The sequence below is a fragment of the Nocardia brasiliensis ATCC 700358 genome (assembly GCF_000250675.2).
Classification (GTDB): Bacteria; Actinomycetota; Actinomycetes; order Mycobacteriales; family Mycobacteriaceae; genus Nocardia; species Nocardia brasiliensis_B.
Genome location: NC_018681.1, coordinates 6,306,897 through 6,319,391, shown reverse-complemented (window position 1 = coordinate 6,319,391; position 12,495 = coordinate 6,306,897). Strand labels below are relative to the sequence as shown.

Genomic DNA, 12,495 nt, shown 5'->3' with positions numbered 1-12,495 from the left:
CTGCGTGACGGTCCTGACCGGATGTGGAGACAGGATGAACGATCCCGACCGCCCGGCGTCCAAGGAAGACATCGCGCACGCCGAGGCCAAGATGCGACAGCTACCGTCGGCCGAAGACACCGAACGGCAACTGGCAGCCCTGCTCCAGCGGATCGCTGACGCCGCGAAAACCGTTGCGCCCGAACTGGAATGGCGAGTACTCCGCGATCGTGGCCAAGGCAAACTCGGCTGCCCCTCGCCCTACCTCGAAACCATCGGCGTCTCCATGACAACCGACTCGCTCACCTCGGCGGTACCGATCACCGACGACGAATGGCCCCGCGTACTCCAGGCCACCCGCGATCTCGCCGCCGAAAACGGCATCACCGCCCTGACCGTGCGCGCCGACACCCCCGGCCGCCACGACATCACCCTGCACGCCCCCGACCACGGCAACGAGATCACCCTCGGCACCAACAAAGCCGCCCTCCTCACCGGCCTCACCGGCTGCCGGTACCGTGAAGAGGATCTGCGGCAGCAGCCGGGAAACTGACCAGCAGAAGGGGGCGTCATGCCGAGCAGGGGGAACACCGTCCGCACCCTCGCGATCACCATCGGTGCCGTGCTGCTGCTCGCCGGTTGCAACGACCCGTCCGGTACGCCGACGACCAGCAGTGCGCCGAGCGCGACGACGTCGGCGTCGAGGACGCCGGTGAAGGATCAGGCGCCGTGGGACCCGTGCGGGCTTTCCGTGGACGCGTTGCGGACGGCAGGTTTGGATCCTGAGACCAAGAAGCAAGGCATCGCCGGGGTGGAATTCGACGGGTGGAAGGTATGCAACTGGCGTGCCCAGGCACGTTGGTACGACATGAGCGTTTTGGCAGGTACTCCGACGTTGGTGGCCATGCAGGAGCGACGGGACTTCACGGGGTTCCAGCCATTGACGATCGGCAGCCATCGAGCGTTGCAGTTCACCCGGGTGAACGATGACAAGGACCAGGGATGCACAGTCGCGGTCGAAGTTCCCGGCGGAACGGTCGCCTTCGACCTGCTCACCCGATACGGGATGACCAAAGAGGGCGAGCCCTGCGCGGTCGCAGGTGCACGCGCAGTTGATCTGGTGAAGTACCTACCGCAGAACTAGGGGGAGTGGCTATGTCGGACGAGAGTACGTCGACCTGGCGCGAGCTGTTGGATTCCGCGAACGCCGGTGAATTGTCGCTGGACGAAGGTGTCGCAACGGGTTTGGCGCAGGACTGCGATCGGAACATCGAGAACCTGCGCGACATCCTGCGCCAGACTTTGGACGTCCAGTTCGTGACGGGCTTCGGAGGGTTCCCTTCGGGAAAGGTCCTCGAAGACAAGTTCACCGCGAAAGGTTCCACCGGCACGGACTCGATCCGGAACCGGATCGAAGAGCACATCGACGAGATCATGCTCATGAAGGAAGTCTTCGCCAAGGCCATGGCCAACTACCGTTCCGTCGACCAGTCCCGGGCCGACCAGCTCACCGGAATCGACGCGCCCGCATGACCTACGACGAGTACCGGGCCCGCATCATCGCGGCGCAGGAGCAGTGGAACAGGGATCGCGCGAACATCTACGCCGTCACGAGCGTCGGCACCGATCAGTTCCAGGGCGGTTACGAACCGCCGCGGATCACGAACGAGGATCTGGCGCTGTTCGAGACTTTGCCGCTGGCGGATCTGGTGCAGCGCGTGGCCGCGATGCAGCCGGGCACGGTGCTGCAGGCGGCGGAGGCGTGGTTCAAGATCGGCACCGCGTTCCGGGAGACGACGGAGACGTTCAATGCGAGTGTGCAGCGCACGATCGCGAACGGGTGGTCCGGTCAGGCGGCGGGCAAGGCTGCGGAGGCGGTGCGGACCTACAGTGACGGTGCGGGGCAGTTGACGACGTCGGCGCACCTCCTGTACGCCAAGCTCACGGAGATGTACACGGGCTTGAACCAGACTCAGGCGTTGATGCCCGGTCTCACCGCTCCGGTGGATCTGAAGGGCAAAACCCTGCCTGCCGACGGTGCCATGAAGTCCGGCGACTACACCGCGGACGAGGCGCGGGAGGAAGCGAAACGCGTTCTCCAGACGGTGTATTGGCAGGTGGCGAACCAGACCGACACCGGGGTGCCGATCATCCCGCCGGCGCCGACGGTGGTGCGCGATCCGTCGACGCCGGTGGCGCCGTCGTCCGGTCCGGGCACGTCGAATCCGAGTTCCACCACGGCATCCGGAACCGACGGCAAGGCGGAACCCGAGAAGAATTCAGCTGATCAGCCGAACAGCGCAGCGCCCGAGGGGGATCCGGCGGCGAATACGCAGACGGCGAGCACCGGCTCCCCGTCGCCGGCTTCGGCAACCACGAACCAATCGACCGCCGCGCCTGCCACTTCCACGAACACGGGTACGCCGGCCGGTACGACCCCGGTCGCCACGACGCCGGCACCGGCGGGCAGGCCCAGTTCGGGCACGCCATCGCGGGCGAATCCTGTGTCGCCCCTTTCTCGTCCAGGCCCGGGCACTACCACGGGCGAACCCGGCAAGCAGCCCGTCCCCGGCCGCAGCGTGCCCGGAAATCCGCAGCAGCCGGGCGTTGTTCCGGCCGCTGCCGCGCGGACCGCGCCGGGCACGGCCACCGGCCGGGCGGGCATGAGTGGCATGCCCGGCATGGCGCCGGGTGCGGCCGGCCGGGGCGGCGACGACGAAAAGACCACCGGTACAAAGGATTACCTGATCACGCAGGAGAACGGCGAGGAACTCACCGGTTTGGGGGCGCTGCCGAAGACGGTGCCACCGGTGATCGGTGACCATGGTTGAGCTGCGTTTCACCGGACTGGAGTTCCAGCTGCTCTGGCACGCCTACGGCCGGGACCGGCTGCCGTATCCGCTGCAATTCCGGCCGCAGGCCGTCGATTTCGCCGATCTGGTGGCGCAGCGGGAAGCGGCGGCTGCCGCACTGCTCGATCGGCATTCGATCGAGTTGGAACGCGCGTTGCAGATCCTGCTGGAACCGGAGGTCCGGATCGAACTCAAGGGGTTCGGCGCGCCGGAGCTGACCCGGATCTTCCGTTTCCACGGTGCAGTGCGCGACGCGGCGGCCGCGACATTGGTGCAGCTTCCGGGCGTCGCCGCGGACACCGGCGGTGCGGTGACCCTGCGGTACGGCCCCGCCGCCCAGGTGGCTGCCGATGCGGTTGGCGCGCTGCCGGATACGCCGCCGGGCACCCATCCACCGTTGGAGGCGCGGCGCGCGGAGATCACCGCCGATCGGGAGCGTCCGGTGCGCGAAGCGTACGCGGTAGGCCTCGCGCAGCGGTTCGACCGGCTGTTCAAACGGGAGCGCCGTGCGCTCGGCGAGATCACGGTGCTGCCCGGCCCGGCCGTCGACGCGCGCCCCACGTTCGGCCGCGGCTTCTGGTGGATGGACTATCCGGATGGCCGCTACTACGTGCAGACCGGTGATCCCGTCGTCGCCAAGCCGATGGACTCGGCCGCGATGGCCGCCGAGATCCGCAGGCTGACCGTGCTCACGCAGCGGTACTACCGCGAGGATCGCGAGCACGACGAGTATCTGCGCACGCGTCGCTAGGGCCTGACCCGAATCCCAAGCCGTGCCGCTGGATTGCGCGGCAGCCCCGAGTATCAGCGGCAGATTTCCTGGTGCTGGACAGGGTAGGTGGTGTGGGTGATGATCAGCTCGCTTCATCTTCTTTGAACGGGAGTTTCTGTTGTCCAATCTGGGGAGGGCCGCGTTCGGTGCGGTCCTGGCATCCACTGCGGCGTTGACCATCGTCGGCGCGGGCTCCGCCGGCGCGGCGCCTGATTATCATGGGACGCTGGCCTTTTCGCCCAGCACCGGCAAAGTGGTCGGCTCGGTCGATCAACCGTCCTGGGTGACCGCGGATGCGGTGGCGATTCGGGACTGCGGCGTGTACGACTGCAAGATTCTCGTGCGCTTTTCCAACGGCTGTGCGGCGGCCGTGCGCGGCGCCGACGGTGCGTTCGCGGCCGATTGGGCGGCGACGCGGGAGGAAGCGGAGCGATTGGCGATCGCCAAGCTCGGCGAGACCGCGCCACCATTCCCGGATCTCGGCAGTGCCGTGCCGCAACCCGCGCGCGTAGTGCTGTCCTCGTGCACCAAGAACGCGAGCTGAACGGTCCGCCCCGCGGAATCGAACCTTGCATTTCGAAAGGCCCTGTATGACAGCCTATTTCGAGGTGAACAGCCGTCCGCAAAGGCTTGGACTCATCGATTCGGATGCCGGATGATCTGACCGAGGTTTGTTTTCTTTCGTGGGGAGAATCATGAAATACACAGCGGGCAAGGCTGTCCTGGGCCTGTTCGCCTCGACGACGGTCGCCTTCGTGGCGGCCGGCGCGGGGCAGGCCCATGCCGAGCCCGGGCCGGACGGCTCCTATTACGGGTCGCGGGCGATCACGGTCGACGCGAACGGGGCCAGCGTCTCGACGGCCTGGAACTACCCGAACTGGGCGGAATCCGACGCCGCGGCGCTCGACGACTGCCGGGCGAAGGGCGGGCGGAACTGCACTATCATCGTCCGCTTCGTCGACGGTTGCGGCGCCATCGCCGAGCGCGACGGTCGCTACGTCGGTGGCACCGGTCCCAACCGCGCCGAAGCCGAGCGCGCGGCGCTCGCCGCATTCGGGCCGCCGCCGGTGAATTTCGGCAGCTCGGCGCCGAGCGCGGCGCGCATCGTCGGCACCACGCTCTGCACCAGCAACGTGGAATGACGCCGTCGCCTGGTGCCCGGGAGTTGTCCCGGGCACCAGGTGACTCAGCGGCGCAATACTTTTCGGGCCAGCCAGTTGCCGAAGAACTGGATGCCCTGCACGCCCGCCACGATGATCAGCGTGGCCACGAAGGTGACCTGCCAGTTGAACTGCTGATATCCGTGGACCAGCGCGAAATCGCCCAGTCCGCCGCCGCCGACGGTGCCCGCCATCGCGGAGATGTCGACGATCGAGATCACCACGAACGTGTAGCCGAGGATCAGCGGGCCGAGCGCCTCGGGAATCAACAGCGTCACGATGATTCGCAGCGGTCCCGCGCCGACCGCGCGCGCCGCCTCGATCACGCCGGGGTCGACCGTCACCAGATTCTGCTCCACGATCCGGGCGATGCCGAACGACGCCGCCACGATCATGACGAACGCCGCGGCGTCGCGGCCGATGGTGGTGCCGACCACCTCCAGCGTCACCGGCCCCAGCGCCGCGAGCAGGATGATGAACGGGATCGGGCGCACCACGTTCACGATCACGTTGAGCAGCAGGTTGATCGGGGCGTTCGCGAGCAGCCCGCCCTTGCGGGTGGTGTAGAGCACGGTGCCCAGGAACAGTCCGATCAGGCCGCCGATCACGAAGGTGATCAGCACCAGATAGATGGTGGTGCCGATCGCCTCGGTCAGCAACGGCCGGAGTTTGTCCCAATCCGCTTGCATCGGTACTCCTTTCAGGCCGTGCGCGGGCCGAGTTCGGCGATCACCTTGTCGACGGCGTCGTCGGCTCCGTGCAACGCCAGGGTGACGCTGCCGAACGTCTTGTTCTGCAACGTGCCGACCCCGCCGTAGACCACCTCGAAGCGGACATCGGCGTGCGCCGCGACGGTCAGCGCGGCCCCGATGCCGTGTTCGTCGTCGACGTCCACCGTGACGAGCCGGCCGCCGTGCAGCTCGCCGAGCCTGCGTACTTCGTCCTCGGACGGCCGGTTGTGCAGCACCGTCGCCACGAACGACTGCGTCGGCGCGGCCTGCGGTGTCGCGAAAACCTCGAAGGTGCTGGCGAGTTCGACGATCCGGCCCTCGGCGAGCACGGCGACCCGGTCGGCGACGGCACGGATGACATCCATCTCGTGGGTGATCACCACGATGGTGACGCCGAGTTCCCGATTGACCTTCTTCAGCAGGCGCAGCACCTCCGCGGTGGTCTCCGGGTCCAGCGCCGAGGTCGATTCGTCCGCGAGCAGCAGCGACGGTGAGGTCGCCAGCGCGCGGGCGATGCCGACCCGCTGCTTCTGACCGCCGGACAGCTGGTCGGGGTAGCTGCGCGCCTTGTCGGAGAGCCCGACGAACTCGAGCAACTCCGCGACCCGCGCCTTGCGCGCGGCCCGCTTCCAGCCCGCCACCTTGAGCGGGTATTCGACATTGCCTGCGGCGGTACGGGATCGGAACAGGTTGAACTGCTGGAACACCATCCCGATATCGCGGCGCAGGCGACGCACCTCGGCCTCACGCACCCCGGTGATGGGGTTGCCCGCGACTTCGATCGTGCCGCTGGTCGGCCGCTCCAAGGCGTTGATCAGGCGGACCAGGGTGCTCTTGCCCGCGCCGGAATACCCGATCACGCCGAAGATCTCGCCCTGTTCGATCCGCAGATCGATATCGTCCAGCGCGATATGGGCATCCGCGCCCTTGCCGAAAACCTTGGTGACCGAGCGGAATTCGACGGCGGGCGGGTTATCGCTCACTTGCCGTCACGGATGGTCTGCTGCACCCGCTGGAGAATCTGCTCCAGTTCGGGGCCGGTGCGGCGCACCTCGACGGCCGTGTTCTTCGTGACCTCGGCGTGTGCACGCTGCACCTCGGGGTCGTGCCAGAGTTCGACCAGCTGCAGCAGCTTCGGGTTGTTCTTGTCCTCGGCCCTGGTCACCAGCGCGTTGATGTACGGCTCGGCCGACGGGTTCTTCGGATCATCCTTGTACAGCGCCGAATCGGGGTCGATGCCGGAGCGGTCGAGGAAGGTGTTGTTGATCACCGCGCCGTCCACGGATGCGAGCGAGAGCGCGGTCTGGGCGGCGTCGACCGTGGTCACCTTCACCTTGGACGCGCCCTTGTCGACATCGGCGGCGGTGGGCGCGCTCGAACTGCCGGACAGTTTCAGCAGGCCGGCCGCCTGCAGGACGAACAGCGCCCGCGCCTGGTTGGTCGGGTCGTTCGGGATCGCGATCTCCGCGCCCTGGGGCAGGCCCGCGAGCGCCTTGTGCTTCTTCGAGTACAGGCCGAGCGGCACGATGTAGGTGGAGCCGATCGGAGTCAGCGTGTCCTTGTTGGCGACGTTGTAGGCGCCCAGGAACTGCAGGTGCTGAAAGAGATTCACATCGATCTGCTTTTGCGACAACGCGAGATTCGGCTGCTTGTAGTCGGAGAAGTTGGTGATCTTCAGCGTGATGCCCTTGTCCTTGGCCCGCTGTTCGAAGACGTCCCAGGCCTTGTCCTTGTCGGTGGTGCCGATTCGCACTACCGTGTCGGAGGCGGACTTGTCGTCGGAACCGCACGCCGTGACGGTGAGGGCCGCGGTTGCTACCAGGACCGGGATCGCCAGTACCCGATGGAATTTCACTTCGTTGCTCCCGAAAAGCTCGTCGCAATATGAACCCGGTAATCCAAGCGATCCACGGGCGGGCGGGACAACGGTTGGGATTGTGGTGAGCGAAACCCTTCCCAATTCTTGGACGACCGTCTAGTTTGCTCGCAATGCGCTTGATGCACCGTCTGCTGGTGATTCCGATCCTTTCCGCCCTGGCCGTGACCACGATGTCGTGTGGCGCGAAGCACGACGACGGCGTGATCCGTATCGGTGTGAACGATCTCGCAGAGCCGCACTGGGACGTGTACAAGAAGAAGGCGGCCGACCAAGGCATCCGGGTGGAGTTCATCAACTTCACCGATTACAATCAGCCCAATCCCGCACTGGCGCAAAGGCGTATCGATCTCAACAAGTTCCAGCACGTGCGATACCTGGCCAACTACAACGCCCGCAACAACGACACCCTGGTGCCGGTCGGCGCGACCGAGATCTTCCCGCTGACCCTGTACTCGCGCAAGCACAAGTCCGTCGCCGAGATCCCGCAGGGCGGCCAGATCACGTTGAGCAACAACCCCGCCAACCAGGTAAGGCCGCTGCTCAGCCTCGCCGCGGCGGGCCTGGTCGTGCTGAAAGGCGGTGCGAGCTGGGACTCCAAGCTCGAAGATGTGGACACCGCGGCTTCCAAGGTGAAGCTGACGCCCATCGATCCGACCCTCACCGCGCAGTCACTGTCCAGTGTCGACGCCGCGTTCGTCGACGACACCTTCGCGCGTCCCGCGGGCCTGACCAAGAACGACACCATCTACACCGACGACCCGGAGCGCCCGGAACTGAAGCAATACATCAACATCTTCGCCGCGCGGGCCGCCGACAAGGACAACCCGACGCTACTGAAACTGGCTGAGCTGTACCACGATCCGGAGGTGGAGGCCGCGGTGCGGGCCGAGACCGGTTACGAGGGCATCTTCAAGACGAACACCCCGGCCGACCTGCAAGCCACGGCGACCGAACTGGAAGCGAAGTTCCGCAAGTAGTCCGGGTCAGTCACGGGCCGAGAGCACCCTGGCCGCTTCCCGGTGCGCGTTCGTATTCGGTTGCAGCGCACGAGAACCGGCCAGCTTCGCCTGCACATGCTCGGACACGGTGATCGGCGGATACTTGCTGCCCGCGCCGACGCAGGAGGGCAGCGTCTCGATCACCGCGTCGAAATTGCCGTCGTGGAAGAACGCGGCGCTGCGCCGGCGTTCGATGGTGCCGTCGACGATCGGCGGCATCACCCGGTGCAGCGTCGAGAGCCACCGCTCGTTGGTCCAGCGGGCCATCACGTCACCGAGATTCACCAGCAGCGCCTCGTCGGCGGGTTGCACGTCGTGCCAGCGGCCGTCCGCGCCCAGCACCTGTAAGCCGGGTACCTGGTCGGCCCACAGGACGGTGACGATGCCGTAATCGGTGTGCTCGCCCATCCCCTTGAGGTCGCCGTCGAGGTCCACGCTGCCCGGTGGCAGCGCATAGTTGTTCATGCGCAACACATTCAGCGAGTGGTCGGTGAAACTTTCGAAATAGCCGGCCGGTAGGTCGAGCGCGTCGGCGAAGACGGTGGTGAGCGTGCCCGCGACCCGCGCGGCCTCGGCGTAGTACCGCTGCACCCGCGGCCGGAAGTCGGGAAGTTCTGCGGGCCAGACATTGTCGGCGTAGCCCGCCTGCGCAGGCAGGTCGAGTCCCGGATAGTCGGCGGTGGTCGTGCCGATATTGAACGCCTCGAAGAAGTCGTTCATCCGGGTCGCCGACGCCACTCCGAGGCTCAAACTCAGACTCTCGCTTTTGGGCGGCGAATAGCCCCGATTGAATTCGACCGCGGTTCGGTAGCTCTCCTTGGTGGCGGGCGCGAGCGCGAAGAAGTCGTCCAGCGCGGCCGCGAACTCGTCGAGCACCGGCCGGGCGATCCCGTGCCCGCGGATCTGCATGAACCCGACCGTGCTCGCCGCCTCGTCCACCTGGCGGGCGACCGCGGCCCGCGCCGCGGCGTCCCCGCCCTCGACGTAGGGCGAGATATCGATGATAGGAACGTGGAACTCCACGACGCGCCGTCCTTCCGTCTCCGATGCACCGCTCCCCAGCATGGTCCGTACCCGATGCGCCGGGCCCACGTTCGGGTCACATTCGGGTAAATCCGTCGCTCCCGGTTCCATCCGAGACCTGTTCGAGGGTTCCGAAATAGACCCGGATCAGGGTGCAGAATGGACCGAGATCGGGAGGGTGGCGTCGCCGGTGTCCGGCCTTAAGCTGAGGGCTCCAATCGACGCGACAGGGGGATCTACATGTCAGTCAAAGTTCCATCGTTGGAAGAGCGGGTGGCGGTGCTGGAAGGGAAATGGCATCGGACGGAGGGCGACGGTATCGCCTATCAGGAGGCCATCATCGATACGCGCGATCGCGTCGTGCGCCTCGAGCACAGTATGAGCACCCTGAAGGTCATGGCTGGGCACACGCAGATCCGCCTGGGTGCGGTCGAGGAGGACGTGGCTGGGCTCAAGCAGGATGTGGCTTTCCTCAAGGGCGACGTGTCGGGGCTCAAACAGGATGTGTCGGGGCTCAAGCGGGACGTGTCGGGGCTGAAGCAGAGCATGTCCGGGTTGACGCGCAGTGTCGATGCGATCGTGTCGCACTTCGGGATCGCACTGCCGGCGGAGGAAGCTCAGCCGTGAGCTGAAATGGCTGCGGGCCGGGTCCGCACCGGCAATGATGCCGGTGTGGACGAACAGATGTACGAGCGATCGCGGCGCGGGTTGCATGCGGTGGCGGAATTGTTGATCGCGGGGCCGCAGTATCGGCAGTACGAGACCATCCGGCTGCGGGTGGTGCATCAGGGGTTCGGCGGGGTGCGGTGGCCGGTGTCGGTGGTCGGCGCCGAACTGGTCTGGCCGGAGGGGCGCGCGGCGCTGGCGGGGACGTATCGCGAACTCGGGAAGCTCGCGAATATCGAACCGGGGGCGCCGGACGGGTTGTACAAGGACACCACCGGCGTGGAGCCGGACAGCGCGATGGACATCGATCCGGTCGCCGCGCAGCAGATCAGCGACTGGTTCGCCCTGGGGGACAAGGCTTTACGATGTTTGGCCCCGGACAGCACGCCGGTGCTCTGGCCCGAGCACTTCGACCTTTCCAGCGCGATAGGTGAGGTGAATTACGGTGTTTCGCCGGGTGATTCGGCCCATCCCGGACCTTATGCGTACGTAGGCCCGTGGACACCGCGCACGGGTGTTTTCTGGAACGCCCCCTTCGGTGCGTTGCGCCCCAGCACCGAATTCGACTCGGCGGCAAGCCTCTTGGCGTTCTTCGAGGAAGGGCGCGCCCAGGCGGCCGGTTAGTCGCCCCCTTTCTGCCCTGCCGCACCCCTTCTGACTTCTCGCACCCGCTGTGGCCTGGCAGAGCGGGTGCGGGAAGACAGAAGGGGTGCGGCGACGGTCTGAACCGCGCACTGGCATGCGGGGCAGCCGGTGCGCGAAGGCCGACGTGATCGTCGAGCGCCGACGGGCGGGGCGCGGCGTGCGGGAGGCCGGGCAGTTTCCGAACGGAGGCCGAGCGCTAGCGGGCGGCGCGGTGGTTGTCGCCGGCCAGGCGGCCGCGGCGGATCAGCGCGCGCTTGGTGCCGGGGGCGATGGCGGCCGCGTCGAGTTGCGAATCCGGGTCGGGGTCATCGGGATTCGGGCGGACGAACAGGGTGACCGTGGCGGCGGGGGTGAAGCCGCTGCGGGTCATCAGGGCGGTGGAGGCCGCGTTGCGGTCTTCGACGTCGGTGACGATGCGCCGCGCGCCGCGGGCGAACAACGCCTCGGAACAGACGTCGACCAGGCGCCGGGCGATGCCGTGCCCCTGCATGTCCGGTGCGACGGCGATCCATTCCAGGTAGGCCCAGTCGTCGCGGTTCTCGAACTCCATCGACCCGAGCACGAAACCGACCACACGGTCGGAATCGAGGGCGACCCAGCAGGCGTTGTCGGGGCTGTCGAGGTGCTCGGCGACCGAGGTGAGCGACCACGAGGTGTACGGCTTGGTGGTGATGTCGAAGACTTCGTGACCGAGATCGAGGACCTGGCGCAGGTGGCCGAGACCCATCGGGACGATCACTACGGCAGAATCCATGCCGACAGTTTGCCAGCAGGACGCGCCTCGGCCCTCACGCACCCTTGCGGGCGGCGGTCTTCTTCGCGGGCTTGTCTGCGGTCTTCTTCGCGGCTTTCTTGGCCGGAGTTTTCTTCGCGGCGGCTTTCTTGGCGGTCTTCTTCGCGGGCGCATCCTTGCCGTTGTCCTCGGCGGTGCTGCGCCGCCCGCTGGCTTCCAGGCTGCGCTGCAGGGCCGCGACCAGATCGACCACCTCGGCGTCCATCTCCGCGGGCGCGGACTCGGGCTGCTCGGGCACCTTACCGGTGCCGCTGGCGATCGCCTCGTCCAGCAGCCGCTTCAGCTCGATCTGGTACTCGTCGGTGAACTGGTCCGGATCGAAATCGTCGGACATGGTCTCGACCAGCGTCTCGGCCATCTTGATCTCTTGCGGCTTCGGTTCGGCGACGCCGTCGAGGGATTCGAATTCGACCTCGCGGACCTCGTCGGGCCACAGCAGGGTCTGCAGCACCAGCACGCCCTCGTGCACGCGCAGCGCGGCGAGCCTGGTCTTCTGGCGCAGCGTGAAATGCACCAGCGCCGTGCGGTCGATCCGTTCCAGCGTGGTGGCCAGCAGCACGTAGGCCTTGGGCGTGCTCGAGTCGGGCTCGAGGTAGTAGCTCTTCTCGTACAGGATCGGATCGATCTGCTCGGACGGCACGAACTGCAACACCGGGATCTCGTGCTTCTCGGCGGCGGGCAGTTTGGCGAAATCCTCGTCGGTCAGGATGACCTTGTCGCCGTCAGGGGATTCGTAGGCCTTGTCGATGTCGGCGTACTGCACGGATTTACCGCAGACGGTGCAGACCCGGTCGTATTTGATCCGGCCGCCGTCCTTGGCGTGCACCTGGTGGAAGCGGATATCGTGGTCCTCGGTGGCGGTGTACACCTTGACCGGGACGTTCACCAGCCCGAATGCGATCGAGCCTTTCCAGATCGACCTCACTGCTGCATCCCCTCGACGCGGGTACCGCGTCCGCGAACCCGGTGCTCCACCGGTTCGGGACGGATGAGTGCT

16 protein-coding genes are annotated in these 12,495 nt (G+C 66.7%); 10 read left to right on the top strand and 6 right to left on the bottom strand.

The features are described 5' to 3' along the window. Window positions 1-34 precede the first annotated feature (34 nt). The 7 genes from O3I_RS27870 (at window position 35) to O3I_RS27840 (ending at window position 4,745) form a co-directional block, all read left to right on the top strand. On the top strand, window positions 35-532 hold the full coding sequence (locus O3I_RS27870) for an LppA family lipoprotein (RefSeq protein ID WP_014986347.1): 498 nt from the start codon (window positions 35-37) through the stop codon (window positions 530-532). A 69-nt stretch (window positions 533-601) separates the two neighbouring features. After that, window positions 602-1,123, top strand: a complete 522-nt coding sequence (locus O3I_RS43065) for a DUF3558 domain-containing protein (RefSeq protein WP_167829184.1) — start codon at window positions 602-604, stop codon at window positions 1,121-1,123. Between the two features lie 11 nt (window positions 1,124-1,134). Further along, window positions 1,135-1,512 carry a hypothetical protein gene (locus O3I_RS27860; protein ID WP_014986345.1) on the top strand — a complete coding sequence of 126 codons (378 nt, stop codon included), beginning with the start codon at window positions 1,135-1,137 and terminating at the stop codon, window positions 1,510-1,512. After that, window positions 1,509-2,810 carry a hypothetical protein gene (locus O3I_RS43060; protein WP_014986344.1) on the top strand — a complete coding sequence of 434 codons (1,302 nt, stop codon included), beginning with the start codon at window positions 1,509-1,511 and terminating at the stop codon, window positions 2,808-2,810. The genes O3I_RS27860 and O3I_RS43060 overlap by 4 nt, the downstream gene beginning before the upstream one ends. Continuing rightward, window positions 2,803-3,582: an ESX secretion-associated protein EspG gene (locus O3I_RS27850; RefSeq protein ID WP_014986343.1), complete on the top strand. Its 780-nt coding sequence runs from the start codon at window positions 2,803-2,805 to the stop codon at window positions 3,580-3,582. Before O3I_RS43060 ends, O3I_RS27850 begins: the two co-directional genes overlap by 8 nt. A gap of 139 nt (window positions 3,583-3,721) precedes the next feature. After that, window positions 3,722-4,147 carry a DUF4189 domain-containing protein gene (locus O3I_RS27845; RefSeq protein ID WP_014986342.1) on the top strand — a complete coding sequence of 142 codons (426 nt, stop codon included), beginning with the start codon at window positions 3,722-3,724 and terminating at the stop codon, window positions 4,145-4,147. 151 nt (window positions 4,148-4,298) lie between these two features. Further along, the gene (locus tag O3I_RS27840; protein WP_014986341.1) at window positions 4,299-4,745 is read left to right on the top strand and encodes a DUF4189 domain-containing protein; all 447 of its coding nucleotides are present in this window, start codon (window positions 4,299-4,301) and stop codon (window positions 4,743-4,745) included. A gap of 44 nt (window positions 4,746-4,789) precedes the next feature. On the opposite strand, the gene O3I_RS27835 is transcribed toward O3I_RS27840, so the two are convergent. The 3 genes from O3I_RS27835 to O3I_RS27825 are packed head-to-tail and all read right to left on the bottom strand — an operon-like array spanning window position 4,790 to window position 7,349. Next, window positions 4,790-5,452, bottom strand: a complete 663-nt coding sequence (locus O3I_RS27835) for a methionine ABC transporter permease (protein WP_014986340.1) — start codon at window positions 5,450-5,452, stop codon at window positions 4,790-4,792. A gap of 11 nt (window positions 5,453-5,463) precedes the next feature. Then, entirely contained in the window at window positions 5,464-6,477 is a 1,014-nt protein-coding gene (locus O3I_RS27830) for a methionine ABC transporter ATP-binding protein (RefSeq protein WP_014986339.1), read from the bottom strand. Beyond that, window positions 6,474-7,349 carry a MetQ/NlpA family ABC transporter substrate-binding protein gene (locus tag O3I_RS27825; RefSeq protein WP_014986338.1) on the bottom strand — a complete coding sequence of 292 codons (876 nt, stop codon included), beginning with the start codon at window positions 7,347-7,349 and terminating at the stop codon, window positions 6,474-6,476. The genes O3I_RS27830 and O3I_RS27825 overlap by 4 nt, the downstream gene beginning before the upstream one ends. Before the next feature lie 134 nt (window positions 7,350-7,483). On the opposite strand from O3I_RS27825, the gene O3I_RS27820 reads away from it, so the two are divergent. Continuing rightward, window positions 7,484-8,350, top strand: a complete 867-nt coding sequence (locus O3I_RS27820; protein ID WP_014986337.1) for a MetQ/NlpA family ABC transporter substrate-binding protein — start codon at window positions 7,484-7,486, stop codon at window positions 8,348-8,350. A gap of 6 nt (window positions 8,351-8,356) precedes the next feature. On the opposite strand, the gene O3I_RS27815 is transcribed toward O3I_RS27820, so the two are convergent. After that, on the bottom strand, window positions 8,357-9,436 hold the full coding sequence (locus O3I_RS27815) for an isopenicillin N synthase family dioxygenase (protein ID WP_051067023.1): 1,080 nt from the start codon (window positions 9,434-9,436) through the stop codon (window positions 8,357-8,359). Window positions 9,437-9,655: 219 nt separating this feature from the next. Between O3I_RS27815 and O3I_RS27810 the strand changes: the two genes are divergently transcribed. Next, window positions 9,656-10,021 carry a hypothetical protein gene (locus O3I_RS27810; protein ID WP_141691756.1) on the top strand — a complete coding sequence of 122 codons (366 nt, stop codon included), beginning with the start codon at window positions 9,656-9,658 and terminating at the stop codon, window positions 10,019-10,021. A gap of 45 nt (window positions 10,022-10,066) precedes the next feature. Continuing rightward, window positions 10,067-10,684: a hypothetical protein gene (locus tag O3I_RS27805; protein WP_141691757.1), complete on the top strand. Its 618-nt coding sequence runs from the start codon at window positions 10,067-10,069 to the stop codon at window positions 10,682-10,684. Window positions 10,685-10,901: 217 nt separating this feature from the next. Here the strand turns inward: O3I_RS27805 and O3I_RS27800 are convergent, their stop codons facing one another. After that, window positions 10,902-11,459 (bottom strand): GNAT family N-acetyltransferase, encoded by a 558-nt coding sequence (locus O3I_RS27800; protein WP_036561517.1) that lies wholly within the window; start codon window positions 11,457-11,459, stop codon window positions 10,902-10,904. Between the two features lie 34 nt (window positions 11,460-11,493). Continuing rightward, window positions 11,494-12,423: a Ku protein gene (locus O3I_RS27795; RefSeq protein ID WP_014986332.1), complete on the bottom strand. Its 930-nt coding sequence runs from the start codon at window positions 12,421-12,423 to the stop codon at window positions 11,494-11,496. Window positions 12,424-12,495: the final 72 nt, after the last annotated feature.